This is a genomic window from Paenibacillus puerhi (assembly GCF_009846885.1).
GTDB classification, from domain to species: Bacteria; Bacillota; Bacilli; order Paenibacillales; family NBRC-103111; genus Paenibacillus_G; species Paenibacillus_G puerhi.
Genome location: NZ_WUWM01000021.1, coordinates 120,521 through 140,229, shown reverse-complemented (window position 1 = coordinate 140,229; position 19,709 = coordinate 120,521). Strand labels below are relative to the sequence as shown.

Annotated in this window: 18 protein-coding genes; 3 read left to right on the top strand and 15 right to left on the bottom strand. The window is 51.4% G+C overall.

From position 1 onward, the window contains the following. Positions 1–103: 103 nt before the first annotated feature. From GSF01_RS19110 to GSF01_RS19065, 10 genes are all read right to left on the bottom strand, one after another. Complete coding sequence (locus GSF01_RS19110) at positions 104–808, bottom strand: ABC transporter substrate-binding protein (RefSeq protein WP_159886851.1); 705 nt, start codon at positions 806–808, stop codon at positions 104–106. A 51-nt stretch (positions 809–859) separates the two neighbouring features. Continuing rightward, entirely contained in the window at positions 860–2,536 is a 1,677-nt protein-coding gene (locus GSF01_RS19105; RefSeq protein WP_159886849.1) for a response regulator transcription factor, read from the bottom strand. A gap of 2 nt (positions 2,537–2,538) precedes the next feature. Continuing rightward, entirely contained in the window at positions 2,539–3,384 is an 846-nt protein-coding gene (locus tag GSF01_RS19100; protein WP_159886847.1) for a sensor histidine kinase, read from the bottom strand. After that, the gene (locus GSF01_RS19095) at positions 3,381–4,346 is read right to left on the bottom strand and encodes a hypothetical protein (protein WP_159886845.1); all 966 of its coding nucleotides are present in this window, start codon (positions 4,344–4,346) and stop codon (positions 3,381–3,383) included. The genes GSF01_RS19100 and GSF01_RS19095 overlap by 4 nt, the downstream gene beginning before the upstream one ends. Positions 4,347–4,439: 93 nt before the next feature. Continuing rightward, positions 4,440–4,649: a hypothetical protein gene (locus GSF01_RS19090; protein ID WP_159886843.1), complete on the bottom strand. Its 210-nt coding sequence runs from the start codon at positions 4,647–4,649 to the stop codon at positions 4,440–4,442. Between the two features lie 30 nt (positions 4,650–4,679). After that, complete coding sequence (locus GSF01_RS19085; protein ID WP_235941609.1) at positions 4,680–5,717, bottom strand: ABC transporter substrate-binding protein; 1,038 nt, start codon at positions 5,715–5,717, stop codon at positions 4,680–4,682. A 106-nt stretch (positions 5,718–5,823) separates the two neighbouring features. Beyond that, positions 5,824–6,786, bottom strand: a complete 963-nt coding sequence (yjfF, locus tag GSF01_RS19080; protein ID WP_159886841.1) for a galactofuranose ABC transporter, permease protein YjfF — start codon at positions 6,784–6,786, stop codon at positions 5,824–5,826. Then, positions 6,779–7,810, bottom strand: a complete 1,032-nt coding sequence (locus GSF01_RS19075; RefSeq protein ID WP_159886839.1) for an ABC transporter permease — start codon at positions 7,808–7,810, stop codon at positions 6,779–6,781. The genes yjfF and GSF01_RS19075 overlap by 8 nt, the downstream gene beginning before the upstream one ends. Positions 7,811–7,815: 5 nt before the next feature. Beyond that, on the bottom strand, positions 7,816–9,324 hold the full coding sequence (locus GSF01_RS19070; protein ID WP_201305433.1) for a sugar ABC transporter ATP-binding protein: 1,509 nt from the start codon (positions 9,322–9,324) through the stop codon (positions 7,816–7,818). An 82-nt stretch (positions 9,325–9,406) separates the two neighbouring features. Then, positions 9,407–10,432 carry an ABC transporter substrate-binding protein gene (locus GSF01_RS19065; RefSeq protein ID WP_159886837.1) on the bottom strand — a complete coding sequence of 342 codons (1,026 nt, stop codon included), beginning with the start codon at positions 10,430–10,432 and terminating at the stop codon, positions 9,407–9,409. Between the two features lie 243 nt (positions 10,433–10,675). Between GSF01_RS19065 and GSF01_RS19060 the strand changes: the two genes are divergently transcribed. The 3 genes from GSF01_RS19060 to GSF01_RS19050 all read left to right on the top strand — a co-directional run bounded on the left by GSF01_RS19060 (position 10,676) and on the right by GSF01_RS19050 (position 15,117). Continuing rightward, positions 10,676–12,511, top strand: a complete 1,836-nt coding sequence (locus tag GSF01_RS19060) for a sensor histidine kinase (protein ID WP_159886835.1) — start codon at positions 10,676–10,678, stop codon at positions 12,509–12,511. Then, positions 12,489–14,144, top strand: a complete 1,656-nt coding sequence (locus tag GSF01_RS19055) for a response regulator (protein WP_159886833.1) — start codon at positions 12,489–12,491, stop codon at positions 14,142–14,144. Before GSF01_RS19060 ends, GSF01_RS19055 begins: the two co-directional genes overlap by 23 nt. 91 nt (positions 14,145–14,235) lie before the next feature. After that, positions 14,236–15,117: a sugar ABC transporter substrate-binding protein gene (locus GSF01_RS19050; RefSeq protein ID WP_235941608.1), complete on the top strand. Its 882-nt coding sequence runs from the start codon at positions 14,236–14,238 to the stop codon at positions 15,115–15,117. A 91-nt stretch (positions 15,118–15,208) separates the two neighbouring features. On the opposite strand, the gene GSF01_RS19045 is transcribed toward GSF01_RS19050, so the two are convergent. The 5 genes from GSF01_RS19045 to GSF01_RS19030 all read right to left on the bottom strand — a co-directional run bounded on the left by GSF01_RS19045 (position 15,209) and on the right by GSF01_RS19030 (position 19,469). Beyond that, entirely contained in the window at positions 15,209–15,697 is a 489-nt protein-coding gene (locus GSF01_RS19045) for a hypothetical protein (RefSeq protein ID WP_159886831.1), read from the bottom strand. Between the two features lie 50 nt (positions 15,698–15,747). Continuing rightward, positions 15,748–15,876, bottom strand: a complete 129-nt coding sequence (locus GSF01_RS30070; protein ID WP_268893723.1) for a hypothetical protein — start codon at positions 15,874–15,876, stop codon at positions 15,748–15,750. 38 nt (positions 15,877–15,914) lie between these two features. Further along, positions 15,915–16,430 (bottom strand): hypothetical protein, encoded by a 516-nt coding sequence (locus GSF01_RS19040; protein WP_159886829.1) that lies wholly within the window; start codon positions 16,428–16,430, stop codon positions 15,915–15,917. 101 nt (positions 16,431–16,531) lie between these two features. Then, positions 16,532–17,068 carry an AraC family transcriptional regulator gene (locus GSF01_RS19035; RefSeq protein WP_159886871.1) on the bottom strand — a complete coding sequence of 179 codons (537 nt, stop codon included), beginning with the start codon at positions 17,066–17,068 and terminating at the stop codon, positions 16,532–16,534. Between the two features lie 163 nt (positions 17,069–17,231). Then, positions 17,232–19,469, bottom strand: coding sequence for a rhamnogalacturonan lyase (locus GSF01_RS19030; protein ID WP_159886827.1), 2,238 nt, complete (start codon positions 19,467–19,469; stop codon positions 17,232–17,234). Positions 19,470–19,709: the final 240 nt, after the last annotated feature.

Sequence of the window (19,709 nt, the reverse complement as noted above, 5' to 3'; positions counted from 1 at the left end):
ACATGTTTCGTCACTCCATCTGCAAGGTTTTTGAGCGTTTTGCCACGTTTTCCTTGCAGATATATTCGACGGAAATGCCCGGTAACCCTTGTGAAATATGGATTTATTCGCATTCAGCAAGCCCTAAATAGTTCTCGTTATCGGATAAGATATGCGGAACAAACTCGTTAAACGGATAATTCGGCCATGCGTCCTTGCCGCCCATCGCATAAGGTATATATTTACCGTGGGCCTTCAGCTTGTTCAGCACATCCATAAATTCGGGCCAAGTCGTCGGAACCTCCAGATTGAGCTCCTTGAATATGCTTGGATGATAATAAACGAGCTCGGGGAACGAAACGGTCGGCACCGCCAGCACTTTCCCGTCCACCTTGTACTTGTCGGCATACAGATTGGACCTCAGCGCATTCAAGCCGTCCAGCGGCAATAGCTGCTCCTTAAAATCGCTCAGCCAATTCGGCTTCAGTTCTATAAGATCCGGCAGCGCATTGCCCCCTGAACGAACCTTGATCGCCTGCAAATAATCTCCGTCGCTTTTGAAGGACTCGACCTCTACCTTAACGTTAGGCTTAACCTTCGAGTATTCTTTGACCTTCTCGGTTAAGAAGGCGATGAACTCGTTATTGGAATCCCACATGGCCATTTTTAAAGTGACCGGCGCCGCTTGATTGGCCGCTGGCTGGCTTGCCCCCGCATCCGATGGAGCCGGTGCGCCCCCGCTTCCCGGATCTCCCGAAGTCGAACAAGCTGCAAGCATAACGAGCAGACTGCCGCTTAATGCCCACGCCCCCATTTTTTTAATAGACATATCCAATCCTCCTCCCATGTAATGAGTTTATTTTACCGACGATGAACACGCTTACAAATGGACTATTTTATCTTTTCTTTCTCTCTTTTTATCCGACTGCTCCCTGTATTCGATAGGAGTCATGCCCATCACTTTTTTGAACACTCTTGTAAAATGCCCCTGATTCGGGTACCCGACCAGCTCCGCCGCCTCATAAATTTTCATGCCGCTTCCGATCAGCTGGCAGGCCCTCTCGACTCGTTTGCGCATGACATACTCAATAAAAGTCTCGTTCCACTCCCTGGCGAAAATTTTACTTAAATAATTTTCGCTGATGCCGACCATTGCGCTTGCCGCAGACAACGATATCGGTTCGGCATAGTGCTGGTCGATCCATTTTCTTACCCGTTCCACCAGACTGGAGGAGCGGTCCGGGGCCGTTGTCGCCGATTGAGCCGATTGAATAGAGACGGCCAGCTTCTGAAGCAGCTCGAAGCACCAGGCATGGATATCCGGGATGCACTCCATCATCTCCAGCTTGTCCGAGAGCGATTGTCCCGAGAACGTTTCCGCGCCAAGCAAATCTTCGTTCCATGGTCCGGAGCGGCAACATCGTTCAAGCTCCCACAGAAAGCTTTTATAAGGCAGCAGAAGCTCCTCCATGGACGCCTCCCGGTATACCGACAGCTTCTTAAAGGCAGCTTCCAGCTCCTCCCTCCAGCCTTCCTCTCTATGCTCCAGCTTGCTGAATATACGGCTGCAAGGTATCGCTGCCGGGGCGTTCCGGGTCTTCAGCGCCCCATCGACAAGCTCCGGAAAAAACAGCCGGCCCTTCCCGGTAAAAAACCGGTGCTGCGCCAAGTACACCGCCTTATGGTACTGCTCTCGCCAGCGGCTCCCCGAAAAGATCGGCTCCGAAACGCCGAGACAGGCCGTGACGTTCACATAATGCTTCAGGTGAGACATCATGCGATTCATCATGTCATACAAGATGTTCCGCGAAGCCATCGCACTCATCGGAGGCATAGCCATCAGGATGACCAGTTCCAGCCCGGACATCGATGCCACATAGACCGAATATCCGCTGCCTTCAATCACTTGACGAACGGTGTGCAGCACGAACCGGAGCTTCTGCTCCTGTTCGGCAGCATGATCCAGCATATATTTCCGGTCCATGCGCAAGGCCAGGAAGAATTGAAGCTGTCCTTCCAGCTCGTCCATCCACTTCGCAAAGAGCTCTTCGGAAGCGCCCATAAAGTCGGGCCATGCTCCCCGGTGCCGAACGGCCTGCTGCAGCCACGTCTCCCTTATCCGCTGAAGCCGTGCGCTTGTTTCCCGCTCCTGTCTCACGCTTTCATCCATACGTTCGCGAAGCTGCGCGATGGCCTTGTCGATCACCTCACTTACCTTCCGCTCCTCGAGGTCGTTTTTCATCAGGTAATCCAGCGCTCCGAACAGGAAAGATTCCCTAACGTACTCATACTTGGAATACGCGCTCAGTACAATCACACCGATCTTGCCTTCAGGATCGCGATTTCTAAGCTCTTGAATAAAGGCAAGCCCGTTCATCTTGGGCATCTGCATGTCTACAAGCACCATATCAATTCTTTGCTGCTGCAGCACTCGCAGCGCTTCTTGTCCATTTGACGCTTCCGCAACGATGGCACAGCCCTTCTGTTCCCAGGGGATAACTTCACGTAAAGCGATTCGGACGATCGGTTCATCATCGACAATTAACACATGCAGCATCGTTACCTGGCTCCCTTCACTGATGATTCATTCGGCTGGCTGACAGGCTCAAGCAGGAGGGGCAGGAGCAAGACAACCGTTGTCCCCTCTCCTGGCGTACTTGTCAGCGTCATCCCGTACTTTTTGCCGTAATTAAGCTCAATCCGCTCATGGACATTGCGCAATCCGATTCCGCTGAAGCTTTCGTTAACCGGATCGCTCCCTTCATCGATAGGACGCATCCCTTGTACGGTCGTACCAACCCCGTTATCCTGAATCACGAATCGGCAAGCCCGTCCCTCTAAGGCCGTTCCGCTAATCCGAATAGATCCCCGGCTTTCCTTCTCCTGCATACCATGGATGATGGCATTCTCGAGAATAGGCTGCAGCAGCAGCTTCAAGATGTAAGCCTTTTCGAGAACAGGGTCTACATCATAATGAAAATCGAACGAGTCCCCGTAGCGGGCTCGCATAATTTCAACGTAGGCTTCCAGCAGCGCCATCTCTTCCTTCACGGTGGAGTACATGCCTCCGCGGTTAAACGAATGCGCCAGCAGCTTGGTCAAGGATTCCGTCATCCGCTGAATATTGTCCGCTTTCGAGATCGTCGCCATCAGCTTGATCGTATTTAACGTATTCAGCAAAAAATGCGGATTAATCTGGGACTGCAGCGCTCTTATCTCGACCAGTCTCTTCTGCTCTTCCTTAAGCTGGATTTCCTTCAGCAGCTGCTGAATATTCCGTATCATCAGATTGAAGGAAGAGCCCAGCGTGTATATCTCAAGCGGTCCGGAGGGACGGATGCCGGCCGTCAGATTGCCCGCCTTCACTTGCGTCATGTTTCTTACTAAGGCGACAATCGGCTTCACGATGCTTCGGACAAACCAGTACGAAACGCATAAAAAAGTAAGCCGCCGAGTGAGGCGATCACGATTTTTTTGTATACGGCATTAACCTGCTTCATCAGCGCTTCGTAAGGAACGGTTTGTATATACTTCCAACCGCTGTCGGACGTCGTATACACGACGAAGCAAGGGGCTCCTTCTATGACCGTCATGTAGCTGCCATGAAAGCCCGACACTGCCTCCTGCAGATAAGGGCGGGAGCCCATGCCCGCTCGCATCGCCACGGGATCGGTAGCTGCGATGCTGCTTCCTCTGCTGTCGATGACAAACAGCTCGCCGGCATTCGAGTTTTTCGTATCCAGCAGACGAATCAGCTTACTGGCATGAAACACGAAATAGATCAGTTCAACTTCATAAAGCAAGTTGCTGTACTTGGGAGATACGGCTGCGGTAATATACAAACTTTCCCCGTTCACAGACAGGGAGCTCTCTTGTACGCCCATGAAGGAAACCTTGTTTTTCCACCCGACCGAATGGGTGTACCAAGGCTGTGAGCGCAGGGTATCGAATACGCTTCCGGGCAGCGTCCGATACTGGTAATGCTTGTTGTTCTTGTAAACAAAGATAACGGTGGCCAGGTCCGGCGTATAATGAAAATAGTTGTTGATTTGCTTATCCAATTTTTTACCGAGCTCGAACAGCTCCAGATGATTGGCAGCCCGATTAACGGCCGAGGCCGATACGATAACCTGATCGTCGTTGGCCATCGTGGATATGGTATTAATTAACAGCTTGGTTTCCGCTTCAATGGCATATGACAGCTGTTCCAAGGTTTGCAGCGTCTGGGTGGTTGAGTTGTCCAGCAGGATCGTATGAAAGGAGTTGATGGAATAGGCGGTGACCGTCAAGATAGGCAGCGTAATCATAAAGAAAAACGATAGCGTTAATATTTTGGCAATCGTCCATCTCTTGATATTTTTTTTCATGGTTCCCCCACTTTGGCAAGATTCCAGTCATAAAAAACAGCCTGAGTCCGTTGAATTCCGATCCAGGCTGCTTGAGCGTATATTTACTTACTCTTATGTGGTGCTCTTATCCGCCGTTAATACGAGAATGCCGCTTCTTTCGAGGGCATAAGCGGTAAACGATACTTTGTCTTCATCGGAGAGGCTATGTTCATTTAGCAGCCTGCCCTTCAAGCTTTGGAGCAAGCCCTTGGCATTGTCCTTGCTTACCGTTTCCCATACCATAAAATGATGCTTCTCCTTTATTTCCTGGAGCTTGTTCATCGTAGAGCCTCCCTCAGCGTAAGATGGGTTTTAGTAGGGGCGGTTTTCCACTTCGTCGACAGCCGTAACCTCGGTAAACACCGTTTCCGGGGTGACGATCCGTTTGGGTAAGGACCGGCCTTCCATGATTTCCTTCACAGCCTGCATTAAATTAGGACCGAGAAGCGGGCTGCACTCGACGACCAGATTCAATTTGCCCTCGATCAGCTTCTCCAGCGCTTGGCGCGTACCGTCTACCGATACCATAATAATATCTTTTCCCGGCTCCAGCCCGTACTCCTCAATGGCATCAATAGCTCCTATAGCCATATCATCGTTGTGACTGAATACAAGTCGAATGTCGCCGCCATGGGCCTGAAGATATTTTTTCATGACTTCTTTTCCTTGGCGCGGAGTAAAATCCGCATAAGCGCTTTCCAGCATGACCAAGTCTTTCCGCGCTTGGATGACTTCCCGGAATCCGTTCCCCCGGCCAATGGATGGCGTCGAGCCCTCGGTGCCCTTCAGCTCGACTATTCCAAGCGGCTTGGAGCTTTCCGTCAACTTGTCCTTCACATATTTGCCTGCCTTGCGTCCTTCCTCGTAAAAATCCGAACCGATAAATGTAACGTACAGCGAGGAATCCGACATCTCAACCATACGATCCACAATGATGACGGGGATGCCCGCTTGCTTAACCTCCAGCAAAATCGATTCCCAGCCCTGCTCGATCACGGGCGCAATGGCAATGACGTCGACCTTTTGCTTGATAAAAGAACGGATCGCTTCAAACTGCTTTTCTTGCGACTGTTCCGCATTCTCATATAGAAGCGTAATCCCCGCCTCATTGGCCGCATCCTGGATGGAACGGGTATTCGCCAGACGCCAGGTGCTTTCCGTGCCCAATTGTGAAAAACCGAGCACAATAGGCATCGGCTCATTCGGCGAACCTTCCGCGAGCGGTTGGAGCCCCGCTTCTTTCGGCTCATTAGCTTGGCTCACCATTTGCTGGGCGGCCGGCTCACAGGCCGTTAGCACCCCGATCAGACATAGGAACAATACGGTTACAAGATTGAACCGGTTTTTCACCGATAACACCTGCCTTTATAGAGCATTGTAACCGATCGTCGTCAAGAAAAGATAGGAGCAACAAACGGGCTCAGCCTGCCGTCTTCATTGCTCCTTCTCCCCTTGCTTATCCCCGTTGAACCCAGCGGCGTTCGCTCAAAACCTTCTGCAAGACGATAAACAGGAACAGCAGCAGCCCGATTACAATTTTCGTCCACCACGAGCTTAACGTGCCTTCAAAGCTGATGATCGTTTGAATGATGCCTTGGATCATAACTCCGAAGAAGGTGCCTACCACGTAGCCGACGCCGCCTGTCAGCAAGGTGCCTCCGATGACAACCGCAGCAATAGCATCGAGCTCCATCCCCATGGCATGCAGCCCGTATCCCGACAGCATGTAGAACGTAAACACGACGCCGGCCATCGCGGAGCAAAACCCGCTGAACGTGTAGACCATAATCTGGGTGCGGCCGACGGGCAAGCCCATAAGAAGGGAGGATTGCTCACTGCCGCCAAGTGCATAGGTATTTCTGCCAAATCTTGTGTAGTGGGCCATGTAGAACGCCAAGAACACGATAAGCAACGCGATAATGACACTGATGGAAATGAAATTACCGCCCGGAAGAGTTACCTTGGTTTGCGCCATGCTTGTGTAAAAGGGGTTGTCGATGGTGATTGTGTTGATGCTAATGACATAGCATAATCCCCTAGCCAGAAACATACCGGCCAGCGTAACGATAAACGGTTGAATTTTGAAATAGTGGATAATCGCGCCCATGGCGGTTCCAAATAACGAGCCCATCATCAGAACTAACGGGATGACAATCGCGGGCGACCAGCCTGCCTGCACGAGGCTGGCCGACACCATGGTAACTAAAGCAATCATAGATCCGACCGATAGGTCAATCCCGCCGGATACGATGACGAAGGTCATGCCAACGGCTGCTATGAACAGAAATGCGTTATCGATGAGCAAATTAAGAAATACTTGTGTCGAGAAAAAGCCGGTGTACCGGAAAGAACCGACCGCCACCATAAGAATAAATAATCCAATCGTAACAACAATGGGGATATATTGCCGTTTAAACATGCTGTTTTACCTCCCGTCCCTCAACGGTACGAGGACGCTTGTCCTTGCGAATCGTTAAAGATTTTCTGAACTGCTCGGATTGAATGAGGCAAACCGCCAATACGACGAACGCTTTGACGACAAGCGTGATTTCGGGCGGTACTCCGATCATATAAATCGTCGTCGTCAAGGTTTGAATAATTAATGCGCCTACCAGCGTGCCCGTTAAGTAAAACCTGCCCCCGTTTAGCGAGGTGCCGCCGATGACGACGGCCAGAATCGCGTCCAGCTCATACCATAATCCGGCATTATTGCCGTCGGCGCTGGATACGTTAGAGCTGAGAATGAGTCCGGCAATGCCCGCGCACAATCCGCAGAACATATACACAAACAGCAGGACGGCTTTCGACTTGACGCCGGCGAGCCGGCTTGCCGTAGGCTTACAGCCGACGGATTCGATAAAAAGTCCAAGCGCCGTTTTTCTTATCAGCAGCAGCGCCACGATAAATACGGCTGCGACTATGAAGACAGAGAACGGAAGCGTCGCTAACGAGCCCGCGCCGATAAATTTGAAAGGCGCGCTGGACACCGTAATAATTTGGCCGCCCGTGATCAGCTGCGCTACTCCGCGACCGGCAACCATCAGGATCAGCGTTGCGATAATCGGCTGAATTCCAATACCGGCAACCAATGCCCCGTTCCAGACTCCCAGTACGACCGAAAGCAGAAGCGCTGCGCCAATGGCCATGAATACCAAGCTTAGCGCATTTTGATCATTTCCCTGACTAATAAGGAGGCAGGACATCGCGCCTGCGATCGAGACGACGGAGCCTACGGACAAATCGATACCGCTGGTCGCGATCACCAGCGTCATCCCGATCGACACCAGAATTAACGGCGCCCCGAAGTTCAAAATATCGATCAAGCTGCCGTATAAATGGCCGTCTCTCATCTTAATCGAGAAGAAATCCGGCGAATAAATCAGGTTAAACAGCAGTAAAGCCGCTAATACCGTAAGGGGCCAAAACAAGTGGTGCTTAAGCATCGTTCTCATCCTCCTGCAATCGCCTGCATGACATTTTTTTGACTCATTTCGTCGCCTGACATTTCCTTCACTTTTTTACGATCGCGAAGAACGGCGATTCGGTCGCATACCCGAAGCACCTCCTCCAGCTCGGAGGAAATAAACAGCACCGACATTCCTTTTTGCGATAAGGAGAGAACAAGCTTCTGAATCTCAGCCTTCGCGCCGATATCGATACCCCTTGTCGGTTCGTCCAGAATGAGAAGCTTAGGCTCGGTCAAAAGCCAACGCGCCAGAAGCACCTTTTGCTGGTTGCCTCCGCTCAAATTTTTAATCAGATGCTCCGGATTGGGAGGATTAATATTCAGCGCTTTAATATATTCGTCGGCAATCTCATCCTGCCGCTTCCGCGAGATGGTTTTGAACCAGCCCTGTGAAGCCTGCAGGGCGAGAATAATATTTTCCCTGACGGTTAGGTCGTCGATGATGCCCTCCGTTTTGCGGTTCTCGGAGCAGAAGGCAATTCCTTGATCGATCGCCTGTCTTGGCGAATGGATCTGCGCTTTGACGCCTCCGACCTTGATTTCACCGGAATCCGCCCGATCCGCTGCGAAAAACAGTCGCGCCAGCTCCGTTCTTCCTGAGCCCAGAAGTCCGGCCAGACCAACGATTTCACCTTTGCCTATTTGTAAATCAACCGGCTCGATCGACCCCTTTTTCCCTAAGGATACGGCTTCCAGCAGCAGGTCTTTGTGTGTCTGACGATCGCCGGCGACTTTCGGGAGTTCTTCGAGCAAGTGCAGTTCTTTACCGATCATTTTGGAAACCAAATCTATTCGGGGAAGCTCCTTGGCCATATACTCCCCTACAAATTCTCCGTTGCGAAGAATGGTTATTCGATCTGAAATTTCATATACCTGATCCAGGAAGTGAGTGACGAATAAAATGGCCATGCCTTCATTTTTTAGTCTGGTCATAACCGCAAACAGCTGCATCACTTCGCCCCGGTCGAGGCTTGATGTCGGCTCGTCGAGAATCAGCACCTTGGCTGAAACGCTCACCGCACGCGCAATGGCGATCAATTGCTGAACAGCCACCGAGTACGCGTTTAACGGTAGCGTCACATCAATCTCGAGGTTCATCCTTTTTTTCAGCAGCAGCTGCGCATCCTGATTCATTTGCTTCCATAAGATACGTCCAAAGCGACGCGGCTCGCGGCCTATATAAATGTTCTCCGCCACCGATAAATTCGGGCAAAGATTGACTTCCTGATATACCGTGCTTATGCCGGCGGATTGGGCATCCTCCGGGCTGTTGATCTTGATCGATTGCCGGTCCATGACCACTTGGCCGTCGTCGATCGAATATACGCCGGTCAGCACCTTGATCAAGGTTGATTTTCCGGCGCCGTTCTCTCCCATCAAGGCATGAACTTCCCCGGGAAACATCTGAAAGTTAACGCCTGAGAGCGCTTTGACGCCCGGAAATTGCTTGTGGATTCCCGTCATTTGCAAGATCGGCTGCTTTACGTTCACGGACCATTTCTCTCCCTCCAAGGATAAGCCACTCCGTTCAGGCGCTGGTACAGGAGTGGCTTCCCTTCTTTATATGATGGTATTAATATTGACGGTTCGGCAGCTCGCGCTTCGCGTCTTCCGAAGTAAATACGCCCTCTTTAGTCACGATACGCTTTGGCACTTCTTTGCCTGCAACCACGTCTTTAACGGCTTGCATCAATTGAGGTCCGAGCAGCGGATTGCATTCTACGATAAAGTTGATTTTGCCTTCGCTTGCCGCTACAAAGCCGTCTTTAACGCCGTCCACGGAAATAATTTTGATATCTTTGCCCGGGGTAAGGCCTGCAGCTTCGATCGCTTGAATGGCGCCAAGCGCCATATCGTCGTTATGTGCGTACAGCACGTCGATTTTTTTATGCGCTTTCAGGAACGCTTGCATAACTTCCTTGCCTTTGGCGCGCGTAAAGTCGCCTGTTTGCGAAGCGATAACCTTCAGATTCGGGTTCGATTTGATCACTTCTTCAAAGCCCGATTTCCGATCATTCGCCGGCGCAGAGCCTGTCGTGCCTTGCAGCTCGACGACGTTTACCGTTTCTTTGGCATCCTTATACTGGTCTACAAGCCATTTGCCGGCGCGGCGGCCTTCTTCCACGAAGTCCGAGCCGATGAATGTGGCATACAAGGAGGTATCCTTGGAATCAACGGCGCGGTCGGTCAAAATGACGGGGATGCCGGCATCCTTGGCTTCCTTAAGTACCGTATCCCAACCCGACTCCACCACCGGAGAAAATGCGATGACATCTACTTTTTGCTGGATGTAGGTGCGGATCGCTTTAATTTGGTTCTCCTGCTTTTGCTGCGCATCAGAGAATTTCAGATCAAAGCCCGCTTCTTTGGCAGAATCCTGAACGGATTTCGTATTGGCCGTTCTCCAGCCGCTCTCCGCTCCCACCTGCGCAAAGCCAAGCGAGATTTTTTTGTCGGCAGGAGCTGCCGCTTTCGTCTCGGCTGGTTTTGGGGCAGGCGCCGTTCCATTCGAAGCCGGTGTGCCGGTGCTGCCGCAGGCGCTGGATAGCAGCATCATCATTGTTGTCGCCATAATAATACCTACAGGTTTCTTTTTCATGTCTAATCCTCCCTTTAGTTCACCATATGGTTGCGGTGTAACCTGATTATAAGCGGAGGGTCTTCCGAGTTATACGGAGTATTTTGGCCGGATTTTTATAAAATTTTGGGTTGCAGCAACCCATTGTTTGTTTTTATCCAAAAAAATTGTATTATTTTATCCGATGATTGCGTTTTCAACCTCGATGATTCATAATCATTCACAACTAACATTTTTATTGTTCAGGAAAGGTATGGAATTTAGATGAGGCTGTTCCGGCAAATATCGTCGAGCTTGAGAGCAAAGCTGTTGGCCATGTTCGTGATCCTTACCTGCCTTCCATTAATCATTGTCGGCCTGGTTTCTTATAGCAAGTCATTTAATACCGTACTCCAGAACAGCAAGGCCTCCAAGCTGATCGTCGCCCAGCAGCTTGCCAGGGATATGGATGTCTTATTCGAGGACACGGGCAAGCTGCTTGAACTAGAAAAAAACCCTCACGTGCTTAAGTTTCTCTTTTCCCAAAATAGCGATACCTATGAAGAGGCGAAGGATATTCTCAGAACGATGGATTCCTATCGCCAAACCTACCAGTATGAGAATGTCCTCAACATCACGATGATCAACTTGTACGGACGCGGCATTAGTGAACGCAAAGGGGTATTTCAGCTTAACCGCAACCCGCTGCGCAATGCCCATCTTGCGTATTTAATCCAGAATCCGAATGCCGTTCTAAACATCCCTTCTGCGGCATCGACAATGGACCCGCTGGATGGCTCTCGGTATCGGAACGATGTCATTTCCATTATGGCGACGGTGAAACAGCAAATCACCCATGAGGTTATCGGATTTATGGTTATTGACCTAGACGACAATATCGTGAAGCAATTTGTCGATCATGTCACCATCGGCGAAAGCGGCTTTTTCTTTGTCGTTGACGAGATGGGCCAGCAAATCTTCCTGCCCTCCCACCTTCACGGACAAGAAATCGTTCCGAAATCCATCGATTTGCTGCGGGAGCTGAATCAATCGGACAATGAGCTCATCTTGACAACAGGCGGAGGCGGCAAGCCGAAGTTTATGTTCGCGGCCGCTTCCGAGCAAACAGGCTGGAGCATTGTCGGCAGCGTCCCTTTGCAGGAGATTGTGCATGATGCCAATTCCATCCGTCAGCTCATCATCATTAGCGTCGTTCTTAGTATCGGGTTTGCCATTACGCTGCATTTCTTTATTACCGCTCGCCTTACCCGCCCGCTGCACGTGCTTAAGAACAAAATGCAGCACGCGGCATCCGGTTTTTTCGAAGCCAAGGTGACCCCGTCCGGGAATGATGAAATCGCCGACCTGGGCAAAAGCTTTAATACCATGCTCGATAAAATCCGTACCCTGCTGCAGCGCAGCATCGAGGAGCAGCAGCAAATCAAGAAGGCGGAGCTTCGCGCTCTGCAAGCGCAAATTAACCCGCATTTCTTATATAATACGCTGGAATCCATTATCTGGATGGCGGAGGCGAATAAGAAGGATCAGGTCATCCAGCTTGTCATGTCCTTATCCAAGCTGTTTCGGATCAGCCTTAGCAAAGGGCGGGATTGGATCACGATTGAGAAGGAGCTTGAGCATCTGCAAAGCTATCTCACGATTCAGCAAATGCGCTATCGGGATATTTTGCACTATGAAATATCCGTGGAGGAGCAATGCCGCAGCTTTCCTATTCTGAAGATGACGCTGCAGCCCATTGTTGAAAACGCCATTTATCATGGGATTAAACACAAGCGGGGCAAGGGATCCATTATGATTCGAGGCTATATGGAGAAAAATCAGGATATCGTTTGGGTCGTAGCGGACAACGGAGTGGGAATGTCGGAAAGCAGGCTCGAGCAGGTTCGAAGCGCGATAAACGAGTCGCATCCTCCTGAAGAAACCGGCAATGAAGTGTCGGGCGGCTTCGGCTTGCACAATGTTCATCAGCGGATACGCTTGTATTATGGGGATACCTACGGGGTTCAGGTGGATAGCAAGCCTCAGGAGGGCACTACGATTACGATTCGGATTCCGAAGAAAAATGAGGTGAGGCTGAATGAAAAGAGTAATGCTCGTTGACGACGAAGTCATCATCCGAGAAGTGATTCTTGATTGTATTGACTGGGAGAAGGAGGGCTTTCTGTATTGCGGCGATGCACCGGACGGTGAAATGGCTTTGCCGATGATCGAAGAGCTGCGTCCCGACATCTTAATTACGGATATTATGATGCCCTTCATGAATGGCTTGGAGCTTAGCTCCATCGTACGCAGCCGCTATCCCGATATCAAAATCATTATTTTAAGCGGCCATGAGGATTTTGAATATGCCAGAACGGCCATGCGCATAGGCGTCAGCGATTATTGCTTGAAGCCGATTCGGGCCCATGATCTCATCGAGCTTCTTCGGAAAGCAAGCGATTCCATCGACAAAGAACGGGAATTAAAAATGACGCTGGATAAGCTGAAGCAGTCCCAGCTCGATCAACTAAAAACTTCCCGGGAACAATTATTGAACGACTTATGCAGCGGGTTTGTAACTACCGCGGAGGCTATCCATCTTAGCTCCACGCTTGCCCTTGATTTGCAGGCCCGCTATTATGTCGCGGTCATCGCGGATGTCCGATATCCGGACAGTCACTCGCCGTCCGATGCCAAGGGTGGGAACGTGGATGCCGAGAACGACCTACTGCGAAAATTCCAGGAGCTTGCCGAGCGGCCGGGAATGCTGAAATTCAAGAGAAGCCGGACCGAGACAGCCTGGATGATCAAGGGCGATACCCTAGAGCAGCTTAAGGAAGAGCTGGATGCCTTCAAGGAATTACAGACGATAACGGCCGAGCATGACTTCCACTCCTCCGTTTCCGTTTCCATAGGCATCGGCAGTGTGCAGGACAGACTGCAGGGAGTCCATCTTTCGTTCCTGGAAGCGGCGGAGGATATGTACTGGAGAAGATTGTCCAGACAGAACATGCTTACCTTATGGGAGTCGTCCTCCGTTTCAAGAGAGCAGTACGTTTTCCTTGACCGTAGTAAATTCGTAGATTTCCTGAAAATCGGTTCACCCTCGCAGCTGCATTCCTTCGTGGATGATTACATATCGGAGCTAAAGGAAATCAATTGGACCTCCTCCCCGATCGGTTACTACATTCTGAATGATCTGACCTTGGAGGTGTTCCGTTCGGCCAAAGACATGTACCGTCATCGGGAAGCTCCCGAACAAGCGCTTCACCAGCTGCAGCAAATTCTCAGAACCGTACGTACGTTACAGGAAGCGACTGATTATTTGATTCGTCTCACGAATCAATTCTGGACCTGGCGCAATCAAACGAATGACAAGTATGGGGATATGCTGATGAAAGTACAGGAATATATTTTGAGCAGCTATGATAAAGATACGATCTCGCTTCAGGATGCGGCGGATTTTGTCAAGGTGAGTCCCAGCCATCTAAGCAAAGTGTTCAGTCAAGAGATGAACCGCACCTTTGTGGAATATTTGACACACGTGCGGATTCGTAAAGCGATGGAGCTTCTCAAAACCACATCCGCGAAATCGTACGAAATCGCTTATAGCGTCGGTTATAATGACGCTCATTATTTTTCCAATTTGTTTAAGCGGATTACCGGCATGACGACGAGAGAATTTAAGAAAAACGGGAATATGGACACCATCATCTCCAGCTTGGACGGAGGCGGGAAAGCTGCTGAATCATAAGCTGCCATTTACGGTTATCCGGTTAATCATCATATTTGCGATACTGGCTGCAGGCTGCAAGGGACCTGCCGCTCCAAGCGATTCCTCCGCCTTGCCGAATCCGGCCTTATCAAGCGATAAAGAGAAAGAATCCTCCCAGCGGCGCACCTTCGGCATTTTGTATCCGCAAGCCCATCCGTTTTATCAGATGATTACGGAATCCTTGGAGGCCCAGGCTATCCCGCATTCGATTAACTTGATTGTGAAGGCTCCGGACGAAGTTAATTTGGAGCAGCAAATGCGGATGATGGAGACGATGATCAAGCAGAAGGTTGACGGAATTGCACTTAGCCCTATTGACCCCGAAGCGATGTCGCCGCTCATTGATAAAGCGGTACAAGCGGGAATTCCCGTGATCTGCTTCGAGTCCGACGCGCCTAAGAGCCGGCGGCTTTCTTACATCGGGTCGGACCCTGAGGCCAAAGGCAAGCTGATGGGAGAAATTATCGACAAGAAATTAAAGGGCAAAGGCATGATCTTGATCGAAGGGGGGCTGTCCCGTTCCGACAATAAGGCGCGCGAGCTGCAAGCTATTCTTTCCTATCTAAGTAACAAAACCGACGTTCAAGTTCTTGAGGTTCGTCATCATGAGGGTCAACAGGAACGAGCGCTGGCCGACCTCGAGGAAATGATCGACGCCCACCCTCATTTTGAAGCGCTCGTTACGTTAGACGTCATCTCAAGCTCTACCTCCATACTCGTATGGAAGGCTTTAGGACTTAAGCGAAACCTGCTTACGCTTGGGATGACCCCCGAGGTTAAGAAAGCGCTCGAGAACGGTCAAATCACGTCGGTCATTTCGGAAAACGAACAGCAATGGGGAAAACTCATTATTGAAAAGCTGCTTCTCGCGTCAGAGTGGAAGGAACTCCCCGTTCATGTGGATTCAGGGCTTCAAGAAGTAACGGCTGCCGATGTTTCAGCTGGTTGGTAGGACACATAGCCGAACGATCCGAGCCATTTAACGTGCAGCAAAAAGGCACTGATCTGTAGAGTCAGTGCCTTTTTGCTGTAATTGGAGTTCGCTAGGTCTGCTCAACCGTCTCGAACCGTCTCTGGAACCTTCGGCAATAGTCCTCCAGCTCACGTAACCGTATCTGATGACACGCCAGACCATTCACGAGATGCCGTTCTGAACCCGGTAAGGCGTTCAGTTTAGAGAACAGCCTTTCCTGCTCCGATTGACCCTCTGCTACCCAAAACTGAATCTTCTCGACATCCGGGCTTCCCGCTTTGATCTCGGCTAGAAGCGTCAGCAGACCTTGCATAAACAAAGTTGTACGCCGATATTCCGAACGCAGATAAGCGACCTCCACCTGGCAGATATGCCGATCCTCATAGCTGTTAGCACCGGTTCCATAGACGAATCCGGCAGCTCCGACCACATCGTAATCGTCCTCGGAGAGGATCAGCATCGCCCTCCCAAAAAGGAGCGGACTACTAACAAAGCTAAGCTTTACGGCAAATGCATACGGCAAGTTCAGATCCGCGAAGTGCCGGAGCAGAAACTTCATGTAACCCTCATAGTCCAGTTCCGTGGTGCACGGTCGACATAGGAAGAGCATTACTTCACCGGCTGCGGCTCTGGTTGTGGTTGAATTTGCGGGATTGCTCTCAAGGTGTCGTTGAGAATAGCAAACTTCCCTAGCTTACCGCCAGTTTTCTTATCGATGTTGGGTGGTGGCAAAAACATGGGTTTTCCTCCTTTTCCATATTAACTATTTTCCCTAATTATACCTTGAAAAACCGAGATAAAGTAGTACTTAAATGGTGAATTTTTGCACAAAATACGGTTTCTTCTCCAAGTTTACTCTTCACCGTATAGCTGGCACTAGCGAATTTGGAATAAAGTCTGCATATATATGTATTTTCCGATAAAGCGTTGAATCTGAGCTCCTGCACTTCCGGATGTGCTTCGATGATCAACTCCACCATGTAATACAGCCCCTTAGCAAAGAGGCGTGTCCCCCTGTGGGCTCTGTCCATAATGGCAAAGTTTACGAAGGCAATGTCCTTATCTTCAAAATCTTGTTCAGGCGTTCCGTGATAGTAAGTCATCATCCCGAGAACCCGATTGTCATCATCCGTGATATAAATCAAATGACCTTCCGTAATATGAGAACATAACAGGGAGACCATGTCCAACGTGCCGAAAGAAGGATGTAATTCGTGCCTATTCTCAATAACGAACGAGCTGACGTCAGCCAATGCCTCGTCACTGACGCAGCGCTTCACATAGGTTGTCATGGGAAAGCTCCTTTCTCGGTTCCGATCGCGGCTCACCAGTCTACCTTTTCGACGGCAAAGAACGGAATTCCTTCCAAGGGGGGGGGCCGATGACGACCCCACTAGACCCCATTGCTGCGAATCATATCACGGAACCGGCCAGGCGTGATTCCCTCGAGCTTTTTGAATAGCCGGATGAAATAACTGGGCTGGTAACCGACAAGCAGTGCGATTTCGTTAATCATAATATCCGAGTCTTTTAATAGGGGTTTCGCCTTATCCATACGCAGCTCAGTCAAATACCTCCGTGAAATTGACTCCTGCCTCATACTTGAATTCCCAACCAACAGCCGCATCATCCCTTGCTGGACGTCAATCTCCTTCATTCCCTCCGCTGACAGGGCCTCCACAAACAGAGCGAGGTGTCTCATCGCTTCCGTTCGCTCTCCAGCCCTCAACGCCTGGATCAATTCGCGCTCTATGGCGAACGGATAGCTCAATCCTCCCGGTTCCATAAGGAGTCCGGGCTGCTCCATGTCCAGGATCTGGTTCTCATTCTCAAAGCTCCTGTATCGTTTGGCGGATTTGGCCTTCTCGTAGACAGCCGCGATTTGAGTAATATTGTACGTCGAAGGAGCGATGACGACGGTGGCCCGCATGCGCAAGAGCCGGTTGACTCTTCCTTGTATTCCTTCTCATAGAATAGCCGGCCCGCGTTGTCCCTCCAGGCCTCCAATGCATCCGCCAAGGGAAAAGCGTCTGCAAGCTTGAACCTCCACTCGTAATTGAAGTTATATACCTCGGATTTGGTCAAATTCGGATTCATGCATGGACCCTCCTGTCCGATTCATCTTGTATTTCTCTTCTGAACGTCAAGTCTGGAACCGGCACCTTGGACCAGTTCATATCCGTGCCCAGATAGAAGCTCGTGTAGCAGGGCTGGTTGTACACCACGTTCTGCCAAGCTACCCCTGTTCGGTACTGGGGATCGTGCATCAGGGTGTAAAGCTTTCGGTCCGTCACCTCCGTGCTCATGTAGATGCGGATGGCGGTGCTGTCCGCCGTGCGCACCACCAACTCCTCCCGCCAATCTCCGAATAGATCCGCCACCAGGCAGGGATTGCCCTTGGTACCGTTGTTGGAGCGAGTGCCTTCGGCTGTCAGCAGCCGACCCCGCTGCCAGTCTTCGATGGCCACCGGTTCGTCAAAGGTGCCGCTGATGAACTGGGTGGTCATGTCTGCCGCCCACTTGATGCTCATGTTGGTGCCAGGGGCCTGCTCATTCAGCATCTCGCCCTTGGCCGAACGCAACCCCCTGGACGGCTCATGAGCCTGATGGCTTTCGCTGCACCAGGTTTGCATCCCCGGCACCTCCGGCTCCACTTTGCCGATCATGCCCCGGCCCACATCCTCCGCGGCAAAGGCGCCATACAGCACCTCTCCCGTAGCCGCATCCCGCAGGGTATATCCATAAGGGCCATGAATGCCGGCCTCATGGACCATATAGATTTGGAGACCGTCCCGGTCAGGATCGATGGCCGCCACATGCAGGGCATCTCCGTGGCCCAGCTTCGCGTATTCCCCAGGAGCTGCGCTCCCCTCCGGCAGAATCCCCCCGGAGCTGTACAGAATGCTGCCGTCCTGGTCAATGGTGGCCGACCCGTAGACGATCTCCTGGCATCCGTCCCCATCCACATCAGCGGTGGACAGAGCATGGGCGCCCTGCGTGGCCAGCCCGCCGAATTGGGGGTTCCGTCCGTCCTGCAGGTGGAGCGTATCCTGGAAGGGATTGTTCATCGTGACCCAGCCGCTGTCGGTGTACCAGATCTCCTTCAGCTCCTGCCCGTCCCAGCTGTACGCGGCTATGGCGGCCCGGGTATAATACCCGCGGGCAAACAACGCATAGGGCTTGAAGCCGTCGAGGTAGGCCACACCCGCCAAGAAACGGTCCACCCGGTTCCCCGGCTCGATGCGGTTCCAGGAATAGTCCCCCCACATGAGCCCGTCGTCATGGCGTCCCGGCTTGTAGCGGACCGTCGTCAGCTCTTCTCCCGTTTCGCCGCGGAAGACGCTGAGATATTCCGGCCCTTTCAGAATAAAACCTTCGAATTGGCGAAGCTTGTTGCGTTCGCTTCTTCCCGGTGCATACACATCCAGGAAATAATCGGCCAGATGTCTCGCATCTTCCCGGGAGAGCGGATAGGCATACTTGGCGGCGATGCCGAAGCACTCCTCCAGCGTAGCCGGCCAGTGTCCGGCTACCACTTCCTCGTGCTCGTGCCAGCCCTGGAACATCTCCACCACATGCTCCACATAATCGTCGCCGCTCATGCGGTAATCATCATCATGGCTGTAACCGGCTTCCGTATCTTCCGGCAGCAAGGTGATGAATGCCTCGGAGACGGGGGCGCCATCCCGGTACCGGATCACCCGAGTGCCCGGCGCCGTCTTGAACATCAGCTCCGCCTTGCCGTCCCCATCGAAGTCATAGACCAGGAACTGGGTGTAATGGGCCCCAGCCCGGATATTGACTCCCAGATCGATCCGGTACAAGAGGATGCCGTTTTGCTTATAGCAGTCCAGATACACATTTCCCGTATATCCGATATGGGAGACATCCTTGGAGTTGGACGGGTCCCATTTGACGATAAATTCGTATTCCCCATCTCCGTCCACGTCGCCCACGCTCATGTCATTGGCGCTGTAGGTATAGGACTGACCCGCGGGCGTAACCCCGTCCGCCGGTTTCTGCAGCGGAATTTCCAGATAAGGAGATTCCCAAGGATGGACTTCGGCGCAGCGGTCCTGCTCCTCCCCGTTAATCACGGCAGCTACCGAATAGGACGATTCCCCGGTGCCGGCTTTATCCAGATAATTGGTGCTATCGCCGATCTCCGCAACAAGCAAGCCATTGCGGTACAAGCGGAAATCCGCTCCGATTAGGCCACGGTCCGAAGCACCGGTCACCTCCTGCCCCAAAAACCGCCAGCTTACAAATATTCCCTCGGAAGTGCAGACTGCCGCCAGCCCCCGGTCCAAATGCTCCATGTGTATGCTCATTCCAGATCCTCCTGTAGTTAATCCTGTAGTTAAAAATCAGCACAAATAGCGTACTTCCCTTTGCCACTTCCGGCAATAGGACATTTTTGGCCGTACGGCCTCAGGGGGTTATACTATTTTGGGCAGATAGCATAATCTTGTATCTGTCATATATTGGTGCACCGGGCGGTGGAATGTTAGCGAATATACATGCTGCTATCAAAAAAGCACTGCGATTCTCATATCGAGATCTCAGTGCTT